This is a genomic window from Rhizobium brockwellii, assembly GCF_000769405.2.
GTDB classification, from domain to species: Bacteria; Pseudomonadota; Alphaproteobacteria; order Rhizobiales; family Rhizobiaceae; genus Rhizobium; species Rhizobium brockwellii.
In genome coordinates this window covers 1-21,060 of sequence record NZ_CP053444.1, presented here as the reverse complement: position 1 = coordinate 21,060, position 21,060 = coordinate 1, and the positions used below count along the sequence as shown (strand labels likewise).

Sequence of the window (21,060 nt, the reverse complement as noted above, 5' to 3'; positions counted from 1 at the left end):
GTCAGGGATTCTCGCATTAACATTGATGCGGAGAGGAAAATGACTACGACCAATGAAATCGCCGACAAGATCGCCGGCGAACACAGCCTCACGAAGGCCCAGGGAAAGGCGATCGTCGAAGCAGTGATTGCATCGATCACCGAGGCAGCCGTTGCCGGCAACGAGACGTCCCTCCCCGGCTTCGGGAAGTTCAAGGTGAAGGCGACACCGGAGCGCGAGGCTCGCAACCCGTCGACCGGCGCGACGATCAAGGTTGCCGCGGCCAAAAAGTTGGCCTTTACGCCGGCGAAGGCATTGAAGGATGCGCTGAACAAGTAATCTTGTCAGCCAAGCAAAAAATAGCCCGGCGCCGTGCCGGGCTATTTTCGTTTTGCGTTTGCGTCAGCGAGCGGATGTTCCGTTGAGAAGATCCTGGATAATCGTGTCGCTGACCGCGTGATGCGCTTCGCGGGCACGGTCGTCCAGCAGCTTGTGAAGGATGCCCGATGCCAAGGGTATGAAGTCGAAACCGCGTGCGATTGCTGCGGACCGCAGTTGCGACAGTGTTTCGAACTCCCTGAGGTCAGTGCCAAGCCAGAGTCCAAGATCCTCGGCACCTGCGTCCGGAAATGCCTGGAGGAAGAACGTCTGAAGCGGGCGGTCGTAGCCGATAACGGCATCAGGGTCCGAGTGGCGGGATGCGGTTCTGGTGACGGTAATTGTGTAGCGGCTCATGGCGGCCTCCTTTCAATTGGGGGGAGCCGACCCCGATTGCGGGGCCGGCGGTCCGGTTCAGGCAGGGCTGTTCCAGAGGATGACCTTCTTCCCGGGCTCGCCGCCGGGCGCCGGGGCGACGTTGCCGAAGATCACGCCGATCTCGGGCGCTTCGAGCTTCGTAGAGATGTATTCCTCGCCGGTCTGGCGGGAGATGCGGTTCCAGGCCGCGCCGATCTCAAAGCCGGTCTTGCGGTGGATGATGCGGTAGTCCGGGGCTTCTTCGCTCGCCTTGTTGGCGTTCGGGATAAGGGCGATCGGGGCATTGACCCGGATGGTGGCGAAGACGCCTTCGAGAGTGCCGTCGGTCTTTTCGGTGAGGGTTGCGATCGTGGTAGCCATGGGATTGTCTCCTTCGTTGCATCGGGACCATTCCCGATGGCGCCCGAAGAAGGGGCCGCGCCGCAGGCGTCACCGCAGCGTAGCGAAGGGAAACCCCCTTGCGGGGTTGACGCTGATCGCGGCCGGTCCCTTAGAAAGGCGACATAAAGAACGGGAATGGTCCTTGATTGCGACGTCGTCAGGAGACCTCGCCGTGGCGGCCGTTTGCTGCCGCGCGGAGTGCCGCGCTCGTGACATGCGTCGTGGTGTTCGGATCAATGGACCCTGGCCGTCAACCAGTCGGGCACATCGCGAGAGATTGGCACCGTTCTGATCCCATCCTCGTCATCAGAGCGGCTTCGGTCGGCGCGACACTCGAATTATCCGCCTCTCCTGTCGCAACTGCAGTTCTGCGGAGCCGGACCGCCTGACGGAGGTGATTTCAAGGGATGTCGCTTCGGAGGGCGGCGGGGATGCGGGAAGTCTCAGTCGAGGCGGTTGACCCGGCCGGTTCGGCCGCGCGCCTCGGCAAACAGTCTGGCGATCTTCACCATGAAGGGTTTGCTGAAGCGGCCGAGGATGTCCTGATCGGGCTCAATGTACCAGGAGCGCTCGACGATATCGTAGTTGTATTCGTCGACCATGATCCAGCACTGCTTCAGATCGCTTAAGCCCGCACGCTTGCGCTCGATCTCCGGGATCTCCAGAGCGATCCGGCCCGTCTGCGGCGGTTGGGTGGTGATGGCGAGAAGGGCAAGGTGCGTGTTTCCGTCGGCGGCATTGCGGATGGCGATCACGACGCAGACGGGGCGCTGCTTACGGCCCTCGGTTTCCCCGCGCTGCTGCTGCCAGGCCCGTAGGTACGGATAGGAGATGACCTCGCCGGGGCGGAATTCACGGCTCATCGTCGTAGCCTTCGCCGCGCGCCAACTTATCGAGCGCCTCGTCGAACAGTTCTGCATGCTCGGCGGGCATCTCCGAGATATGATAGGCCCGGCGCGGATCGCCGCCGGTGCGCATGCGCTCATAGTGCTCGTAGCTCATCAGCACGAAACGCGGCTTCTTGTGCCGGGTGAGCATCACCGGCTCGCGGCTCGCCGCGTCGGTGATATCGCCGATTTGTTTATTCAAGTCACCTGTCGTGAATTGCTTCATCGCTATCGTGTCCACTTCAGTTTCCATATAATCCATCTTCTCCATGTTTTCCATATATTCAGGAAACCGGCGCTCACGCGCCGTCTCCTGATGCCTGCCAGACCGGAATACCGAGCCGGCGTGTCTTGTCGGCGAGATTGCCTGTGATGCCGTTTCCGGGAAAGACGATCAATCCGGCGGGTATGACCGACAGCATATCGTCATTGCGGCGGAAGGGTGCTGCCTTGGCATGCTTCGTCCAGTTGGGCTTGAAGGTGATCTGCGTCACCCGGCGGGCTTCAGCCCAGCAGGCGGCGATACGTTCTGCACCCTTCGGCGCGCCACCGTGCAGCAATACCATGTCAGGATACTTCGCATGCGCCTGATCGAGCTTGGCCCAGATCCGCTCATGATCGTTATAGTCCATGCCACCGGCGAAAGCGATCTTGGTGCCGGCCGGGATTAGCACCTCGGTCTCGGCGCGGCGTCTGGCCGAGAGGAAGTCACGGCTGTCGATCATCGCCGCCGTCATGTTCGCATGATTTACCTTGGATCCGGTGCGCGGTCGCCAGGAGGATCCGGTCTGCGCCTCGAACAGGTCGGCGGCATAGTCGCGCATGAACTCGAAGCTATTCCTGCGTTCCAAGAGCGTGATGCCCTCGGCGACCAGGCGTTCGAGCTCGACACTTTTCACCTCCGAGCCGTCCTGCTCGCGCTGGCCGGTGCGCTGCGCTTCCTCGTTGCGGTCGAGTTCGCGCTGGATGCGCTCGCCGGCGCGATGGAAGAGATTGGGGACCGACCAGAACAGGTCTTCGAGATCGGGCTCCAGCCGGGTGTCGCCGAGCATCTCGGCGAAGGCGTCGAAGATCGCGGTGATCGATGACTGGACCTGCGGTTCCTCCGGCAATGGCCGTGGGTCGGGCTCGTCCTGGAAGGGGCGATAGCCGAAGACCTGCATCTCGTAGATGAAGCGGTCGGTCGGAGAGGACGCGTGATGGGGCTCGAAGCCGTCGTCGGGGGGAAGGATCAGGTCCATAGTGGTCTCCGTTTCGTGGGCCGCGCCTCTCGCGGCCTGACGGCGAACCCGGTCACGCGGGCCGAGGCCGGAACCGCGAGCGAAGCGCAGCGGCCCAGCGAAGCGCCGGGCGGCGGAGGAAGGGTTTCTTGATCCGCGAGGAATGACGGGCCATCGCATTCGGCCGAAAAGTGGGAACCGGTTTTCGGGGAGCCGATGCGCGGAAATGGCCCGGCAGGGGAAGAAACCCGACCGACCCGCTGAAGGCCCGGAGGCCCGCGTGGTAAGGGTCGCCTCTCGGCAGGCCCGCGGGCGCGAATCCACACGAGGAGCCCGCACCACGGACCGTCCTCTCGCCCACGCCGCCTGCGTCCCGCTCTCCTGCGCCTTCCGGCAAGGCTCATCGGGGCAGGAAGGTCACCGCATCTTCCGGAGTGAGTTGAAGCCGCAGACTTGCGGTCATCTGGTCCGGACCCAGCCAGCGCAGATCCTCGTTGAAGTCGCCGAGTTCCGGCGACAGCACCAACGGCAGGATGCCTCGATCCTGCGCCCTGCGGCTCAATCCCTCGATCCCATGCCGGCCGGCCGCATCCGCGTCGGCGGCGATGTAGAGGCGCCGGCATTCGGGCGGGACGTTGAAAGTCGCGAGATGATTAGCAGTCAGGGCCGCAACCATCGGCATGCCGGGCATCACGTGTGAGAGGGACAGCATGGTTTCGAGGCCCTCACCTGCCACCAGGACAGGCGCGGACGCGTTGACCGGAAAGCGGAAACGGACGCCATTACCGAGCAGTCCGCCGAGCGCGCGGCGGGGATCGTCCAGCTTGGCCTTGCCGACTCCGTTCGGGTCGAGCCCCGGGGACAAATAGGTGCGGTGCACGCCGGTGATCACTCCGGCGTCGTCGGTGACGGCTGCGATCAGGGCCGGATAGCTCGTCGTCCGGCCAGTCATGAAATTGCGATAGTAGCATGACGGGTGGAAGCGCAGGGCCGCGTGGGTCGACGCCCGCAAGATGCCACGCTCGCGCAGATAGATATCGGCGAGCGTACCCGCCAACGGCTGCGTCATTCGAAACAGCCGTCGTGCCTGCTCCGTCGCCGGCCGCTCGACCGGAGAGGCATCACCGACGTCGCCCCTGACGTCTGACACCGGTTCGGGTTGGGGCAGACTGAGAAAATGACGCGCCTCCTCGGCAACGTCACGGAAGTCCACGAGGCCACAGGTCTCGCGGAGGAGATCGAGCAGGTCACCGAACTGACCGGTCGCGGCATCCGTCCACCTGCCGGCGCGCGGACCGACCAGATGCACGTAGAGCGACCGGCCCTTGTTGTTGTCGACATCGCCGATGAGCCAGTAATTACCGGCCCGGCGGCCCGCGGAAAGATAGTGGCGGCAGACCGCCTCCGCGTTTTGCGCGAGACGGCCCGCCAGATCGGAAGCGGAAAGCATGGCAGACCTCCGTCACGACCGGCGCGCAATGTCGATGAGGCGATGACGCTGCATCAGCTTCGACAGTATCTCCGCACCCTCATCTGTCAGCGGCACGAAGAAGCGCAGCTTCCAATTGATCATCTCGGAGAACAGGCCGATAGACCGCAGCCAGTCGCGCATGCCGTCGGTAAAGCCGGTCAGTTCGACGCGGTACTCGTTCATCACACGCACGCGGCGGAGCGTCATGTCACCGGCAAGACCGACAATCGAGGATCCGTCGACCAGCGCCGCCCACGCTTGGTCGCCGCTCAGCACTTGCGTCTGATCGATCCCGAAGTTGCGGCAAAGGCCAGCGAGCCGATCCGGAGCAATGACGCGGCCGACGATCCGCTCGCCGTCATCGGTCTGCAGACGCCGCACCCGGCAGAAATCCTGTGGCAGCAGTTTCCAGATCGGCAGCAGCAATCCGCTGACGATGTGCACCGTGGACGTCGAGAATTCGGGCACGGCGGCAACCTCGGCATCCCAGGCATTTGCGAAAGCCTGCTCGTCTATTTCCTGCCAGCTGGTCTCTTCGAGCTGCCGGACTTCGAAGCGGAGCTCATCCGTCGGCCGGATTAGCGAGACGCGCGGCTGAATGGAGCCGTCTTCCAGCATGATGGAGCGGGTCGGGACCGTCACGGCTGCCCGGCCCGACTTGCCGTTGATCATCAGCTTCGCGCGCGGATCCTGGCTCACAAGGGTCTGAACGTCCTCGAGCTGCATCGGCGCATTGCGATCCCTGCGCTCGATGGTCAAGAGATGCGACCGCGCGCCGGTGACCGGATGCGTGTAGATCAGCCGGCGGTCGGTGACCGTCATGCTGTCTGCGGTGATCGTCTCCAGGCCCTTGTCGTAAATGCCGGCAGCAATCGCCCCCTCGATGCGGGCGGCGAGCAGCTGCTCGAAGGCCTCGAACAGCACGTTCTGCATGGTGATGGTCAGCGCCAGCATGCGATTGAGGAAGGTCTGGATGGGTGGCAGCTCATCCTTCAATCCGCCCTCCTCTGATGTCAGCGACAGGCCGGTGATGCTTTCGAACGTTTCCAGCGAGCAGCCTTCGATCCTGCCAGCATGCAGCAGTCCGTAGAATTGCCGCAGCGCGTCGCGGGCATATTGGGATTCAAGATTGTCTTCGCTGCGAAACATGCCCTGCCCGCCGGTCTGACGCTGGCCACGGGTGATGGCGCCAAGCGTGTCGAGACGCCGGGCGATGGTCGACAAGAACCGCCTCTCCGCCTTGACGTTGGTAGCAATCATCCGGAAGCGCGGCGGCTGTTTCTGGTTGGTGCGATGGCTGCGCCCGAGGCCTTGGATCGCCACGTCGGCGCGCCACCCGGCTTCCAGAAGGTTGTGGAGACGCAGGCGCTGATTTTTTGCCGTGAGATCGGCGTGATAGGATCTGCCGGTCCCGCCGGCGTCGCTGAAGACGAGAATGCCTTTCTCGTCGTCCATGAAGGCGCGGGCCTCGTCGAGATTGGCGCTGCCCGGCCGGTTCTGCACGGCATAGCGGGCGATCGTGCTGCCGTCTTCGCGGCGAACGATGCGGCGCGAGCGGCCGGTGATCTCGGCGACCTGGCTGGTGCCGAAGTGCTGGACGATCTGGTCGAGAGCCGTCGGGATCGCCGCCAGGCTGCCCAAGGTTTCGACCAGTTCGTCGCGGCGGCGTTCGGCCTCCCGGCAGATCACTGGGTTGCCGTTTGCGTCATGAACAGGCCGGGAGCTGAGATTGCCCTCAGCGTCGGAGAATTCCTCGAAGAGCTGCACGGGAAAGGAGTGCATGAGGTAGTCGATGACATATTCCCGCGGCGTCACGTCGACCTGCAGATCGCCCCATTCCTCGGTCGGGATCTGTGCCAGCCGGCGCTCGGTCAAAGCCGCGCCCGTCGAGACGATCTGGATGATGGCGGCATGGCCGTCCTCCAAATCCCCGGCGGTCACCGCGAGCAATGCCGGCGTCTTCATGCTGGTGAGGAGATGATTGAAGAAGCGCTGCTTCGAGCTCTCGAAGGCCGAACGTGCGGCCGCCTTGGCTTGTCTGTTCAACGTCCCGGTTTTGCCGATTATGCCGGACGCCTCCATGGCAGCATCGAGATGGTTGTGGATGACCTGGAACACCTCGGCATAGGCGTCGTAGATGCGGATCTGTTCCTCGGTGAGCTCGTGCTCGAGGATCTCATATTCGACGCCCTCGAAGGAGAGCGACCGCGATGCGTAGAGACCCATTGCCTTCAAGTCTCGGGCCAGCACTTCCATCGCCGCAACACCGCCATCCTCGATAGCCGCGATGAACTCGGAGCGGCTCGGGAAGGGAAAGTCGCTGCTGCCCCAGAGACCGAGTCGTTCGGCATAAGCAAGGGATTCAACGTCTGTTGCGCCGGTTGCCGAGACGTAGACGACGCGGGCGTCCGGAACGGCACGTTGCAGGCGAAGTCCCGCCCTGCCCTGTTGCGATGCCGCCTTGTCGCCGCGCTCAGTCTTGCCGCCGGCGGCATTGGCCATGGCGTGGCCTTCGTCAAAGACGACAACACCATCGAAGCTCTTTGCATTTCCAGTCCCGTCTTTGCCGCTCCCCGCCTCTTGACCTAACCAGTCGACGATCTGCTGAACCCGTGATCGCTTGCCCTCGCGCTCATCGCTGCGCAGCGTCGCAAAGGTGGTGAAGAGGATGCCTTCCTCCAGCTTGATCGGCTTGCCCTGCCGGAAACGGGACAGAGGTGTGACCAGCAGCTTTTCTTGGCCCAACGCGCTCCAGTCGCGCTGCGCGTCCTCGATCAGCTTGTCTGACTTGGAAATCCAGACGTGGCGACGGCGGCCCTTCAGCCAGTTGTCGAGAATGATGCCGGCAGCCTGGCGGCCCTTGCCGGCCCCGGTTCCGTCGCCGAGAAACCACCCACGGCGAAAACGAACGGCATCCTCAACGTCGGGCGCCACAGCCTTGAGATTGTCGAAGGAGGCATCGGCGCTCCAATGGCCAGCGAGGTAACGGGAATGGGCTTCGCCGGCATAGATGACGCTTTCGAGCTGGGCGTCGGAGAGATCACCGTTGGTGACGATGCGCTTCGGCAGGTGCGGGCGATAGCTCGGCTTCGGCGGTGCGACCGAGGCCATCGCAACCGATTCGACCAGCGTGTCAGGATGAGGTTTTGCGTCGGGAACGTGGATCGACTGCAGCCGGTAGGTCTCGTAGATACCGTCAGCAGCGTTTGCCTCATCCTTCGGCCGAGCGTCCCGCAGTTCGTAGGAGAGTTCGATGATCTCGTCATCGACGGGTATCGGACGGACCGTTGCTGCAGGCTGCGCCTGTCCTCCGACCGCGGGGCGATACGCCGGGGCGGCAACCGCTGCTGGACGCATCGTGTCCGCGCGCAGGCTACCGTTGGAGAGCGCACCGATGGAGTTCGACGCCGCCGCGGGCGCGCGGGGCGGAAGGCCGGTGATCCAGGTGAGCAGTGTTTCGAGATCGTGCGCGGTACCCTTCGACGTCACCAGCTTCGAAGGATCGCCCGCCTGGATCTTGTCGATCACGATCAGGCGCGTTTCCTTCGTCGTTCCATGCCGGGCATAGATGCTCCCGTCGATCGCTGCGGTGAACAGGACCGTACCCTTCTCCTGCAGCCGCACGAAAACGTCCCGCCATGCGGGATTGTCGGGAGAGAGGCTCGCGCCGGTGATCGCGACAAGTCGGCCACCGGGAGCAAGGCGCGCGAATGCGGAGGCCAGATGCCGCCAGGCGGCATCTGCCACGCGACCTTCGACGTGAACGCCGGCTGAGAAAGGCGGGTTCATCAGCACCACGGTCGGTCGAATGGAACGATCGAGGTAATCGTCGATATGCGCGGCATCGTGCTGCGATACCGGAACGCCAGGGAAAAGCCGCTGTAGCAGCGAGTACCGGACCACCGCATATTCGTTGAGCGCCAAGCGTGCGCCTGCAAGCTCCGCAAAGATCGCCATCATGCCGGTCCCAGCCGACGGCTCGAGCACCACGTCAGCGGCTATGACGCCGGCAGCACGAGATACGACGTAGGCAAGCGGGATCGGGGTCGAGAATTGCTGTCGTGCCTGGCTCTCCTCGGATCGGCGTGTATGGGTCGGCATGAGGTTTGCCACTTTCGTCAGCATTGCTAGCGTCGCTTGGGGCGACTGGGTTCCGGATACGATCGCGCGGAATTTGCGGAGGAACAGCACCTGGGCGATTTCAGTCGCCTCATAGGCCTCCTTCCAGAGCCAGGCGCCCTCGGCGTCGCTGCCGCCGAAAATCTTGTTCATGATTTGCCGCAAGTCTGTGGTGGCGACAGTTTTGCCCCGTTCCAAAAGAAACATGACTTGGGCAGCAGCGTCCATGAGGCCTTCAGCGCTGCTTGCGACGTGAGATCGTGGAGTGGTGGAAATGTTCTGAGGATGCGAGATGATATTCATCGAAGGATGCTCCAAGAGTGAGGAAAGAACAGCGGAGCCCAGCGTCCTGCCGAAGGTCGGAGGAACGAAATCGGGCAGCCAGGGAGGGATTGGGATCGCCAGCTTGAACTGCTGGCGATCGTCAGGATTAGGTCGTCGCGCTTACGATGAAGCCCGTCGAATCGTCAGGATTAGGTGGCAGATAGGCGTCGTAAGGATTGCCGTCGGCGAGATGGCCGAATGGCGTAAAGACGTATTCGCCATTGGTGCGGCCGACAGCGCAGAGCACGTAACGCGGCTCGCGTGTAGCGGCATCGAGGCATTCCAACAGAGCGAGATTGCCATCGGCTGCGGCGCGCAGCAGCGTGTCGAAGTTTGTGCGGGCATGATCGGGGATAGCCATTGGGTGCTCCAGACAAAATGAGGCCCGGCGCTTGACCGGGCTCTGGGATGACGACGATGGGATTTGCAGACGCGGCCGGGCCTGAGCCAGGGGCGCATGAACATGTCAGGCAGCGCTCTCGAGCAGCTTCTTCGCTTTGCCTTCGAGTTCGAGACGCGTGTCCTGATTGGTCTTGGTGCGCGCCAGCGCGGTGATGCCCTGCACGAAATCGAAGACTGACTCCGGTGGCCGTCCCTCCTCCGACAGCACCATCTCGATCACCTTGCCGGTCTCGCCTTTCGAAAATCCGCGCCGGCGCAGGAAGTTTTCGCGGTCGTCGTCCTCGCGCGCGACGATCCGCTCGCGCGCCGCCCTGATGCCGGCGATGAAGGGCGCAGGCGACGAATTGGCGAAGGTGGTCAGCGCGGGTGCTGCTTCATGCGCGAACCGCTGAGCAGCAAATTTCGAATGCCGGATGGTGATTTCCTCGAAATTCTCCGTGCCCCAGAGATTGCGGTTGGCGCAGACCGCTCGCAAATAGAAGGAGGCGATGCCGAGCGTCTTCGATCCAACTTCCGAGTTCCAGGCGTAGAAGCCGCGGAAATAGAGGTCGGGCTCGCCGTTCGGCAGGCGTCCGGCTTCGATCGGATGGGTGTCGTCAACCAGAAACAGGAAGACGTCGCGGTCGCTGCCATAAAGCGTCGTCGTGTCCTTGGTGATGTCGACGAAAGGATTGTGGGACATCGTCGCCCAGTCGAGAACGCCCGGTACTTTCCACATCGTATCGCCGGTCCCGTTACCGGCGATCTTCATCACCGCTGAGACCAGTTCGTGGTCCCAGATGCGACCGTATTCCGGTCCGGTCACCGCGCGCAGTTCCAGCCGGCCGTCATCCATCTCAAGCGTCTTGACGAGCTCGGCGCGGTGATTGAGCAGGCCATGCTGCAGGTTGATCGCCGCAAGCGGCGCCGGCAGTTGCCGCATATAGGTGGCGGGAGCACCCACGAGGCTGCAAAGCTGGCCGTAGCTCCAGTGGGTCGGTGCGATCGTTTGGCGCTGACCTGGAACGAGAAGCTCAAGCCGCTCGGCATTGTCGCGCGTTGCTTCGACGCGGATCGCAGCGCTTTCGATCGTTCGGGCATGGGCGCGTTCGGCGCGGGACCGGACGGTGTCGTAGAGATCGCTCAGCGACAGGAAGCGTTCATCGTCAGGACGGGAAAACCATTCGGACGAAACGCGGCCGATCCGTTCGCCGCGGGAGATATCGACCTTGAAGGCGGATCGGGCGGACAGGTTGTTGGAGGTGAGAGTGGTCATAAGCTGTCTCCTTATAAGCAGAAACCCGGCGCGATGGCCGGGCGAGGTTGAGAAGGATGCTGGGAAGAGGAATCAATCGGAAGCCAGCCGGCGGTGCGCCGACCGGATTGCCAAGAGCGCCGCCTGGAATTCGGCGTTCCCGACCATGTCGGAAAAATCCATCGTGGTGGCGACAGAGAGGCATGCAGCATGGATCTCGTCGTCGGTCACCGCCTCGGATGTTAAACCCTTAAAGCTCGGGTCGACTTCGAGCACCGCGGTGATTGCGTCGCGCACACCACCCTCCTGCAGCCTGACCAGGACGTGGGAAGGCTTTGGCGGATTGACCGGCTTCTTCAGGATCCGGGTCTCCGGCGAGAATGGCTTCTCCTCGTGTAATCGCCCAGGCAGATCGAGCGAGCCAATCGAGCGACGTGGCCGGGCAGCACCGACATCATCGAACAGGATCTTCAGCAATCCGAGCAGGATCTCGAAGTGACGCGCCCGGCGCTGAACAGGTTCGTTGAATTGCTGGGGGATCTGGATCGGCGGACCCGCATAGGCCGCATGTGCACCGTCCCAGATGCCGGTGACATGAATTGCGCCCGAGGAATCGAAGTCCGTCTCGGCGATATCCCAAGTGTCGTCCTCGATAGCGGCACGGCAGGCCGCGTCCAGCGTGTCAGCGGAATGGGTGCGATGCCGGAAGACCGGCAGGTGATAGGTGGTCTCGATGGTGAAGTCAGGCATAGGTGCCTCCTGAAACGGAAAAGCCCGGCGCGATGGCCGGGCTATTGGGAAAAGGACCCGACCGCAATGACGATCGGGTCAGGCTGAGTCGGGTCACTATTCGGCGGCGGCGAGATGCTCGCCGCCGATCTCCCTCTCCGTATCGCCGGTGTCGTCGTCCGACGTTTCCGGCTCATCGAGCAGGAAGACCGGTAGGTCCTGAGCTTCGAAGATTGTCTCGCCCTCGTCGGACCCGATGGTGTCTCCGACAGCGTTGTGTTCGATGGTGCCTCCCTCGACCATCATGCGAAGGGGTTCAGGCAACCAACTGCTGCCTGTCATCAGCCGTTCGGCCTCGCGGGCCATGTCGGTCTTCTTGAGATGGCCAATCAGCTCCGCCGCCTGGTCACCCTTGGCTTCTCGAACTGCCTGCAGGATGCGGGCCTTGGTGACGCGGCCGAGATAGTTGTCGGCGGTCGACGTCCAACCGGCTTCCACCATGTCGAAACCGATCGAGCGGGCCAGCTGCTCAGCGTGGGCAATCGCCCGAGCCCGCTTGTTCCAGGGTTCGATCACCGCGTTGACCGACAAGGAGGTGCAATGCGCGAACAATGCCTGGCGGCTGACCTCGTCGAGCTTGATCAGGAAATCCCAGAGATCGTTTGGATCTTTGGGAAGATCCTGGCCCCAGCCATCGTGCCGCTGATCGATCTCCTTCGCCCAGACTGTATCGCCGAGGCCGGGCGTCTGGCTGAAGCGAGCGCTTTGCAGCGTCACCTCCAGGCACGAATCGGAACCATAGACGTAGAAGGTCTTCAGGACGAGGGCATGCAGCACGCCGATAAAGGCGATGACAGGATTGTTTGCCAACGCATTGCGTAGCGCGACGGTGCGCGCCGCCGTCAGATCGAGAACCAGACGGTCCGGAAGCGGCTTGATCGCTTCGTCCTCGTCGTCCGGTTGGGTGTCCTCGCCGCCGGCCGCGCCGGTTACCGCAAGAGCACTGCCATGATCGGCACGACCGTCGCCGCCATCAGTCGACGGATCGACCTCAGCCTGCGGCTCGTCCTCGGGACGCACGAAGCCTCGTTCGATCTTGATCTCGCCACTGGCGCCGAGCGACACGAAGACGCCGCCGCGAGCAATATCCTGAGGATCGAAGACGAATGGCCGGTCGTTGAGCCGGTCGAGTTCGCTGCCGAGTTCCTCGAGCTCCTGTTCGGTCGCTTCCGAGTATTCGTTTGCCTCCGCATACTCTGCATCGAGCTTGTCGTATTCGGCGCGGGTCGCGTCATAGCGGGCCAGTTCATCTTCAGTCATTTCGGCCTGCTCGCCATAGACGCGGCGCAGGCCGGACGTGTGGCCGTAAGGGAAGTCGAAGGCGGCTTCGACCCATTTCCAGCCCCCGCTTATCCGAATTGCCTCGGCGTCAGCCTTGAGCTTTTCCATCACAAGCTGCTCCAGCAGCGCCGGATCCTGCAGCCAGCCGCCCTGGTCCTGCTCGAACAGATCGCGCATGGTCACACCGCCTGCGGCCTCGTAGGCATCGATGCCGACATAGACGGCGCGGCGGTCGCTGGCACGGATTGCGGTTTCGGTCAGCAGCCGACGGACGTAATAGGGCTCGCGGCTATGCGAACGCGAGATCGTGTCCCAGACTTGCTCCTGGCGAACGTGGTCGTTGGTGATTGAGAACGCCATGATCTGTTCGAGCGTCATCTCATCCTCGGCATAAAGATCGAGAAGCCGCGGTGAGACGGATGCCAACCGAAGCCGCTGCCTGACCGTCGCGACCGAAACGAAGAAGCGCGCGGCGATCTCCTCTTCGCCAAGCCCCTGCTCGCGCAAGGTCTGGAAGGCGCGGAACTGATCGAGCGGATGAAGGCTGACGCGTTGGACGTTTTCGGCGAGCGAGTCCTCGACTTCGAGGGTTTCGCCTTGGCTGACGATGCAGGGAACGCCGGCGGTTTTGGCCAATCGCTTCTGCGCGACAAGGCGCTCGAGGGCGCGATAACGGCGTCCGCCGGCCGGAATCCGATAACTTCCCGTCTCGTTGCCATCGTCGTCGAGTTCGGGGCGGACGTTGAGGCTGGTGAGCAGCCCGCGATGGGCGATGTCCTCCGCCAGGTCCTCGATCGAGACGCCTGCCTTGATCTTGCGGACGTTCTGCTGGCTGAGCACCAGCTTGTTGAAGGGAATATCCCGGGCTGCACTGAGGGTGATTTTCTGAATGGCCTGGGCCATGTCGGTTTCTCCATGACGGACCGGGCGGAGCCTCTCTCCAACCCTCTCAATCCGTCACAGCTTTCCCCTTCCCTCCTCTCCCTCTATCGCCTCCCCACCATGTCCCACCGTCTCTTCGACAAGCGAAGCTTCCCTTGCGGTCAAGACCCGGTAATGCTGCGTCGGGGATCGAAGCCCCTCGGATAAAGACTGGCGCATCCTGGCTTCAGCTTTGCCAACACTGCCGCACCGTCAACCGTGCCCGCGCCTCCACCTGACCCCTCATGCAGCGCACTGAATGCGAGACCTCCGCTAGGCAGTCTGTGACATCCATTGGAGCAACGCCGAACGGCAGCACCACGGCCTTGCGGCCCGGGCTGCCTCTCAGTGTGCGAAATCCGCTCTCGCCACTTCCCTATCACCCGAGGGTGGGCGCGCGACATCGTCCCCAGACCTACTCAGGTTACCGTTTCCAGACAGGACCTATGTCCGCAATCCATCGATGTTCTTGTTCTGTTCGTCGTCCTGACCAGCTCCAGGAAAACGGCGCTATCTTTTTCTCTGGAGCAGAACCCATACTGCGAATGCCTTGCGATCCGATCGTGGCGCCGATGCAAGATCTCTGATTGCCTGCTCACAGTTGTCGATTAGAACGAGGACTTCTGCCCGCACATAACGCGCAAGCGGGTCGTAATCGGCGCGATGACGTTCTTCCTGCAGGATGACAAACGTATCGGCGAATGAGACAATACTGCCCGGAAAGCCGCGGGCTGCCGCTGCTTTGCAGGAATTTTTCGCGACACCGTGCTCGAGAGTCCGATAGACTTGCGCCCATGCCGGTTCACTGCGCGTATCGCCTGTCCCCACCAGTAGATCGGCACAATCGCGAGCCAGCGCATGAAACAGCGCATAGTAAGCTGTACTGACACCACGTTTGAGGTCGGACTGGCGTGGACGCTTGGGGCTGGCCTTGGCAAGCCGCCGAGCGGTGGCGATTAAATCATTCGACACTTAGCTTGCGATCTTCTGCTGTTCGTCGAAATGATGCCGAATATGCGGAAACCGCGTCTCTCCAAGGGCGCTCAAAGCCTTTCGCACCTCAGTCGAAAGACCGTAAGTGAGTTTCGAACTGATCGGCTTGTCCGAATAGGCATAATTCACGTCAACGAGCAGGATGGGATCGCCATCGCTGTCTCGATCGGCCCGAATGTCGGCGCCAGAAAACCCTGCCTGGCCGAGGCGATCACGGAGGACTTTCTCAACGGCCGACTTGGTGGATTTCGATATGGTCTGTTCGTCGCTCATGTTTGCAATATAGAGGATTCTGCCAAGGACCGCCACTCCCGCAGAGACGAGGGCGAGCATTTCATAGCTCATGCGCAGACTGGTCTGTACCAAACAGACGGATGAAGCGCAGTCGTGCCTTGAGATCGGCTGCCGCAATATGCAATTCTGCAACAAGAACAGCTTAGACGATGTAGATCCCAGCCTCGCAGGGGAAGAAAAGATTGGGTTGGAACCTATGACAAAACCTTGGATAGTCAGCCGCGGCCCGATCGTAGCTTCGCAGATCGACATCCGGAAAGCAGACGCCATAAACGCCTTGCTGGTATGCCAGGTCGGGATCCTACCGGGAAGGCAAGGCGATCCTATCCGACCCTTTGCTATCGGGCTCTTTGAGGAAATTCGCCCGCTTTTGAAACCCGGTGTTGGCATCACGACGTTGCGCCGCGCGCTTGCTGCCTTTGTCCACTCCAAGCGATATTATTTCGCGAGCGCCCGGCCCAATTCCGTTCGCCATGGTCTGGACGGTAGGCCGCTGGAAGCCCTGAGCGAGGATGATTGCATGACGGCGCAGAACCGTTTCTAGGTTTGAAGCAAAAAGGCAACCGGCGGTGAGCGAACAGAGCGTCTTCATCCTCCCCTTCCTCGACGCCAGGCGCGACAAAATCAGAGCAGATACATGCGAGCCTTCTCGGCCGCAGAAAAATGCAGCACACCTCGTCCATCTCCTCTTGAGCCGACGTCGACCACCACCCCAATCGCTTCTCAAACGATAGACCCTCGACTGCCAACGAGGATCTTCACCCCTAAAAATCCGGACATAGATGCAACACGCAAAAATTACACGTACCCAGCACCCGGTCGGCCATGGCGGCTTTCACTCCGGATTGATCTCGACTGTCGAGGGGTCGCCCGACGGCGTGCGCTCTGCCAATGAGCGCCCCGTCACAAGCTTTTCCTATGTCTATGACTGCGGCTCGGAACGAAGCGACGCTTTCAACAGTGAAATGTCGCTCTACCCGGCAGCATGCGACGGAAAGACGGACGTGCTTTTTGTTTCACATCTTCTGGCGCGGAACCGGACGGTCCGATCGACGGCCCGTCCGCTGGACGCCGGATACAATTTGATGACGCTCCGTCCAAAGGCTCGTCGGCAAACAGACTGGCGTCTTACTTGCGTGCCCCACACCGGCCGATCGCTGAAAAGCTCACTCCTGCGGATCCGACAGCGCGAGAGACGCAAAACGGCGCCTATGTGGCTGCATCCGGCTCGTATCTCCAGCTTGAGTGGCAATCCTTTACAGGTGACGCGTGGCGCAGGGGCGATTGGGTTCTCCTGCCCTATGTCCATCCGGTCAATGATCCCGCCCGAAGGCGGTTTCTAAGGGACATTAAAAAGGTGCTTGATTTCCGGGGAAATGACGAGGCAAAGCTCGCCAAATCGCTGCTTAAGCACATACGCTCTATGGAAAGTGCCAAGCGGCTGGTCGAAATCTACACCCGGCATTTTGCCGGAGGACACAATGCGATTTCGATGTCACTTTACTCTGGGCCGTTATCTCAACGCGCCGTCGCAAGCTCAAGCCACACCGAGCCATCCCGGCAATGGCGCTCCTCGCTCGAAGGACCGCCCTACGGTCGCTTCTTCTGGTCACATGATGGCATCGGCTGGCTGGGCACGGGCGACGCCGCGCTTCGGCATGATAAATGGCGCCAGCCAATGGCGGACGTTTTTCGAAGGCTTTGATGACCGAATTGCGGTCATGACGTTGCCACATCATGGTTCCGCCAATAATTTCCATCCGGAAATCCTTGGGTTCCGAGCATTGCGGTTCGCGCTTGCCACGACTGTCGAGGCTCGAAACCCCGTGTCTCGCCTGAGAGAGACGCTCGGCGCGATTGAACAGGCGGGTATTCATGCACGAGTTATCGACGATGGACGCTTAAGCACCGCGGGGTCGACTTTTCAAAAGCCCGCGCGCTCATTGCCGGCGCGCCGCTCAACTCGAAGAACCTGGCGGCGACGAAGACCGTTGGTCAACATCTGTGAATCCGATGTGATTTCAGTCGCTTGAGGCGGTTAGTCACGACTAACCGGCCAATGCGCTCCCGTCAGCAACGCCTGTTGAACTATTCCAGCGAACGCAGGCGCCTCTCTTCCACCCGATTGTCTGAGAACTGAAAGCCAGACCCGTTCGAGTGTTTCAGACCATGGTAGGTAAAGAAATTACCAAAGATTCACACCAGCAACTCTACAGCCAGCACTAAACTTCCCCCGTCCGGGCATCCAATATCGCGATGCGTGTATTGCGCGTCTAACCCTGCGAATTTCGCGGTCGGGCAGCAAAGTTCGTTCTACCGAGGGAAACGCAATCCAGAAATACCTGCTATTTCAGTCCTTTAGCGCGGTTAGTCGCAACTAACCGCGATCTACACTGCTTGAGGCAGCCTGCCAACACTGTTGCGGAGCAGAGCCATGATTACCGGACCGAGAGAAAACTCACCCCGCTCGGCGCGCCGCGTCAGATCCCGCAGATATCCGCCTGGCGAATTGATCAGATTTGCGCGCTCAAGGATGCAACCGACCGCCACTGCGGCATTTTCCGGCCCCATAGTCTCGCACGCATCTTGGAAAGCAGACGGACTGATCCCCAGCATCGATCTCACCACCACTGCGGCCGACATGAGGTCGCGCCAGCTTCCAACCGCCCCGCCCGGCCCATAGTCAGCAATCTGCCGGCAGGCCTTCAGCACCACACCAAGAGGGAAAGCCTTCAGCGGCTCGACCATTCGCTTGTCGGGTTTGCGCGGCTTTGCGCCCTGCTCTTTTTCAGAGCTTGGTTCAAGTTCATAGGTAGATTCGGGATTTGAATTCTGTATGTGCTGCTCAAATTGAGCGTCATTGGTGCTATTAAATTGTGAATTCTGCTGGTTGTCCAACTGATTGATGATCTCGTCGCGAAGAAGCTCCATTTCATCCAGAATCCCCGCTACGTCGATCATGGCCGGGGAACGGGGGATGCGGGCAACGAGTTCGACATATATTGCTTCAATGGCTGCCCAATCGCCTTCGGCTCCCTCCTCCATTGCTGCCAAAATTAGCTTGCGAACGTCACGGCGGCAGATCGTCAGGTTCTCCTTGGCTTTCCTGAAAGCGGACCGCGCGGCAACGACATTCTGAGCGATGAGAGCCAGTTCTTCGGATCGGGCGAGCATTGGCGAGAGATCAAAACCGAAGGCATTCTCGATTTCTCCAGCATTATTCTTACGCGCGAAGCGTTTGCCGTTCGCGCTGTCCTTCCGAACGATCAACCCGGATTCCACCAGCAATGCAATGTGACGGCGAAGTGTTGCTCCAGCCATGCCATGGGCACGCAGGATCAATTGTGCGTTCGACGGAAACACCACCAACTGTGCTTCCTGGCGCAATTCGTTCTCCGGGTAGAAACTCAGCAGCGCGTCGAGCACAGCAAGGCTGCTCGACTGCAGGCCGAGCGCTTCCCTGGCCTCAGAAGCGTCCCGAAAGACCTTCCATTTTTCGACAGATTTTCCCGCCTTGATCTCTCTTGTAGCGACTTGGCGCTTCACGAGGGCAAGCGTCATCGATCGCCGCCCGAAGGGCGTCGTCACACTTCCTGTTTGCATCGTCTTTCACCTTTCAAAAGGCAAAAGAAATCGGCTCACCAAGTCGGTGCCAAAGACTCTTGACGAATATCCGTGGAAGTGCGATTCTCAGGTTGCTTAGATCTGAAAGAGGTTTCCACGACGGCGACGTTTTGGGGGCCTTTTTCTTTTTCCGCTAATCTCCGTTGTTCAAATGGTCTTGAGCGCTGTTTCTGGAGCGATGCTCCTCGAAGAGCGCTGGCAAGCGCTCCAAGACGAAGGCTGCGAATTCTGGCATCTCGCGCCGATCGATTGACAGGTCCAACTTGGTTTTGCTTTTGGTCACCTGGGCCAGACGGAGCCCCGTTGCCGTTGTCAGGAGATCCGGTAGTCCGCGCTTGGTGGGTGCAGGTTTGAGGCTGGCGACGAGCGATTTGAACCGGTCGGGCGAGGGCAGGGCTTTCGCCTCGGGCGATCGCAGGAAAGTTGAAGCCTGCTCAAGGTCGCTGTCGCGCGTGAGAAGCTCGGCAAGAGCCACCCAACTTTTCAAGCCAATTCCGGGCGCCGAGCCGATTGCGTCGACAATTTCGGTCGGGATGCGCGTCACCACCGACAGCATGTTCGAGAGATCGCTTTTGTAGACTGACAACGCTGCCATCACCACATCTCGTGAAAACTGTTCGGTCAGCCGGGAGGCAAATCGCGCCTTTTCGATGAATGTCAGGTCCTTTCTTTCATTGTTCTCCTGACCTTGCGCAATTACCAGCTGCTCGTCGGTCAGTTCCCTGACAACCGCCTTGACGGGCCGGTTAAGTTTCGCGACTGCGCGCAAACGACGGTGCCCAAATGCGACTTGATAGCGCCCCGGTGCCTCGGGGTGAGGGCGCACCAGAATAGGGATCTGCTGGCCTTGTTCGCGGATCGCTTCGACAAGACCGTCAATTTCACCGGGCATGCGGTCCTGAACGAAAGATGGATCGATCGTACCCGAATCGAGCTCAATGATGGTCTGGCCTTCTGCCAGGCGCTTTTCGATCTCTTCGGCGCGCTCGAACCTAGCCTTGCCCTCTGCAAAAGCGCCGCCAACCTGGCTGGTGAGACGCGAAGATGCCGCTGTCGCCCCTTCCGCTGGCGGGGAGCCCAGGAGCGGAAGGATACTTCGGCTCTTGACCGGTCTATCAGCCGCCACCGCGACGGCACCAGTCGGCTGGGGGGTGCGGAGGATGTCCTTTCTGCTCATGATTTTCTTCCCCATGCTTTCTTGATCAGTGACTCGATCTCATTGTTGACGTTGTTCATCGCCTCCAACGCGCGATCGTAGGTGGCCCGCGTGAATTGGCCTCTCTCCACCTCGAAAAGGGTCTGGTTCGTGAGACCGGCATCGGAAACGGCCGTTGTCTTCAGCATTGGGAAGTTCAGAACATTTTCTCCGAAAATCGCCCTGAGATATCCGACCATCTGGTTCTGTGGCCCGTCACTCGGCTCGAAACGAGTGACGAGATAGCGCATCCAGTTATAGTCGAAGCGCGCGCCGTGGGAGGAGATCTCCCGAAGCAGGTCCGATGTCATCGACAAAAACTGGTTCATCGACATGACGTCGAGCATCTGCGGATGCACGGTGATCAAAACAGACGTTGCTGCGGTCAGCGCAGATAGGGTCAGGTAGCCGAGCTGTGGCGGGCAGTCGATTACCACAACGTCGTAATTGGGGGCCACCTGGTCAAGCACTTCGCTGATCCGGTGGAAGAACATGGTATCGCCGATCTTCCGCTTCATCAGCGCCCGGGGCGTATCATGTTCGAACTCCATAAGTTCGAGATTGCCTGGGATCAGATGAAGATCGGGAATGTAGGTCGCCCGAACAATTTCGGCCATTGGGCGGGCGTCGTCGTATCGAATGGCACCATAAAGCGTCTCGTTTGCGCCGACGTCGGTTTCTGGCTGGTTGCCAAAGAGTGTGGACAGGCTCGCCTGCGGGTCAAGATCGATGGCAAGCACCCGGTAGCCGCGAAGCGCGAGATATTGGGCCAGATGAGCAGCGGTCGTGGTTTTGCCGGACCCGCCCTTGAAATTCATGACCGAGATAACCTGCAACGCTTCATCGTCGCGGCGGTGTGGAAGATAGCGGCGATTGCCACGGCCCACCTGATCGAGATGCTTGCGTATCTTGTGCATGTCCTCGACAGAATATGACCGGCGGCCGGTCGGACTGGTGCTGACCTGGAGACCTTCCAGCTCGTTTGCGAGTTGACGAAGATATACCTCTTTCACGCCGACCAGTTTGGCCGCCTCGGCTGGCTGAAACGTGCGGATGCCCTTTTCCGCCGTAGGGGGAAAAGTCGCGAGCTGATGCTCTTGCAGTTGCGCCGACAAGGAACGAGAATGGCGCTCAATCAACCCCATCAAGTCTTCATCTTTTGGCGGTAATTTTGCAGCGATTTTTGGCAT

Annotated in this window: 17 protein-coding genes and 2 pseudogenes; 3 read left to right on the top strand and 16 right to left on the bottom strand. The window is 60.9% G+C overall.

Features of this window, described 5'->3' with window-relative positions:
• The first annotated feature begins 39 nt into the window (after nt 1-39).
• The gene (locus tag RLCC275e_RS32880) at nt 40-318 is read left to right on the top strand and encodes an HU family DNA-binding protein (RefSeq protein ID WP_011654510.1); all 279 of its coding nucleotides are present in this window, start codon (nt 40-42) and stop codon (nt 316-318) included.
• 63 nt (nt 319-381) lie between these two features.
• Here the strand turns inward: RLCC275e_RS32880 and RLCC275e_RS32875 are convergent, their stop codons facing one another.
• From RLCC275e_RS32875 to RLCC275e_RS32815, 13 genes and pseudogenes are all read right to left on the bottom strand, one after another.
• The gene (locus RLCC275e_RS32875; protein WP_033182416.1) at nt 382-714 is read right to left on the bottom strand and encodes a hypothetical protein; all 333 of its coding nucleotides are present in this window, start codon (nt 712-714) and stop codon (nt 382-384) included.
• A 57-nt stretch (nt 715-771) separates the two neighbouring features.
• Nucleotides 772-1,095: a DUF736 domain-containing protein gene (locus RLCC275e_RS32870; protein ID WP_033182417.1), complete on the bottom strand. Its 324-nt coding sequence runs from the start codon at nt 1,093-1,095 to the stop codon at nt 772-774.
• A 464-nt stretch (nt 1,096-1,559) separates the two neighbouring features.
• Nucleotides 1,560-1,979, bottom strand: coding sequence for a hypothetical protein (locus RLCC275e_RS32865; RefSeq protein WP_033182418.1), 420 nt, complete (start codon nt 1,977-1,979; stop codon nt 1,560-1,562).
• Complete coding sequence (locus tag RLCC275e_RS32860) at nt 1,969-2,229, bottom strand: type II toxin-antitoxin system prevent-host-death family antitoxin (protein WP_033182464.1); 261 nt, start codon at nt 2,227-2,229, stop codon at nt 1,969-1,971. Before RLCC275e_RS32860 ends, RLCC275e_RS32865 begins: the two co-directional genes overlap by 11 nt.
• A 73-nt stretch (nt 2,230-2,302) precedes the next feature.
• Nucleotides 2,303-3,244 (bottom strand): DUF2493 domain-containing protein, encoded by a 942-nt coding sequence (locus tag RLCC275e_RS32855; RefSeq protein ID WP_033182419.1) that lies wholly within the window; start codon nt 3,242-3,244, stop codon nt 2,303-2,305.
• Nucleotides 3,245-3,623: 379 nt separating this feature from the next.
• Nucleotides 3,624-4,673 carry a DUF7146 domain-containing protein gene (locus RLCC275e_RS32850; protein ID WP_033182420.1) on the bottom strand — a complete coding sequence of 350 codons (1,050 nt, stop codon included), beginning with the start codon at nt 4,671-4,673 and terminating at the stop codon, nt 3,624-3,626.
• Between the two features lie 12 nt (nt 4,674-4,685).
• Complete coding sequence (locus tag RLCC275e_RS32845; RefSeq protein WP_033182421.1) at nt 4,686-9,116, bottom strand: strawberry notch family protein; 4,431 nt, start codon at nt 9,114-9,116, stop codon at nt 4,686-4,688.
• Nucleotides 9,117-9,243: 127 nt separating this feature from the next.
• A complete protein-coding gene (locus RLCC275e_RS32840) occupies nt 9,244-9,498 on the bottom strand; it encodes a DUF6117 family protein (protein ID WP_033182422.1) in 255 nt (84 codons plus the stop codon).
• Between the two features lie 105 nt (nt 9,499-9,603).
• A complete protein-coding gene (locus tag RLCC275e_RS32835; RefSeq protein ID WP_033182423.1) occupies nt 9,604-10,794 on the bottom strand; it encodes a hypothetical protein in 1,191 nt (396 codons plus the stop codon).
• A gap of 72 nt (nt 10,795-10,866) precedes the next feature.
• Nucleotides 10,867-11,523 (bottom strand): annotated as a pseudogene (locus tag RLCC275e_RS32830) (hypothetical protein).
• 96 nt (nt 11,524-11,619) lie between these two features.
• Nucleotides 11,620-13,746, bottom strand: a complete 2,127-nt coding sequence (locus RLCC275e_RS32825; protein ID WP_033182424.1) for a ParB/RepB/Spo0J family partition protein — start codon at nt 13,744-13,746, stop codon at nt 11,620-11,622.
• Between the two features lie 528 nt (nt 13,747-14,274).
• The gene (locus tag RLCC275e_RS32820) at nt 14,275-14,736 is read right to left on the bottom strand and encodes a hypothetical protein (protein WP_033182425.1); all 462 of its coding nucleotides are present in this window, start codon (nt 14,734-14,736) and stop codon (nt 14,275-14,277) included.
• Entirely contained in the window at nt 14,737-15,102 is a 366-nt protein-coding gene (locus RLCC275e_RS32815; protein ID WP_245304490.1) for a hypothetical protein, read from the bottom strand.
• A gap of 145 nt (nt 15,103-15,247) precedes the next feature.
• Here RLCC275e_RS32815 and RLCC275e_RS32810 point away from each other — a divergent pair.
• Both RLCC275e_RS32810 and RLCC275e_RS32805 read left to right on the top strand, forming a co-directional pair.
• Nucleotides 15,248-15,744 (top strand): annotated as a pseudogene (locus tag RLCC275e_RS32810) (ProQ/FINO family protein).
• A gap of 439 nt (nt 15,745-16,183) precedes the next feature.
• A complete protein-coding gene (locus tag RLCC275e_RS32805) occupies nt 16,184-16,756 on the top strand; it encodes a hypothetical protein (RefSeq protein ID WP_130671784.1) in 573 nt (190 codons plus the stop codon).
• Nucleotides 16,757-17,439: 683 nt separating this feature from the next.
• On the opposite strand, the gene repC is transcribed toward RLCC275e_RS32805, so the two are convergent.
• From repC to repA, 3 genes are all read right to left on the bottom strand, one after another.
• The gene (gene repC, locus RLCC275e_RS32800) at nt 17,440-18,654 is read right to left on the bottom strand and encodes a plasmid replication protein RepC (protein ID WP_033182426.1); all 1,215 of its coding nucleotides are present in this window, start codon (nt 18,652-18,654) and stop codon (nt 17,440-17,442) included.
• Nucleotides 18,655-18,808: 154 nt separating this feature from the next.
• Nucleotides 18,809-19,852, bottom strand: a complete 1,044-nt coding sequence (gene repB / locus RLCC275e_RS32795) for a plasmid partitioning protein RepB (protein WP_033182427.1) — start codon at nt 19,850-19,852, stop codon at nt 18,809-18,811.
• Entirely contained in the window at nt 19,849-21,060 is a 1,212-nt protein-coding gene (gene repA / locus RLCC275e_RS32790) for a plasmid partitioning protein RepA (RefSeq protein WP_033182428.1), read from the bottom strand. The genes repB and repA overlap by 4 nt, the downstream gene beginning before the upstream one ends.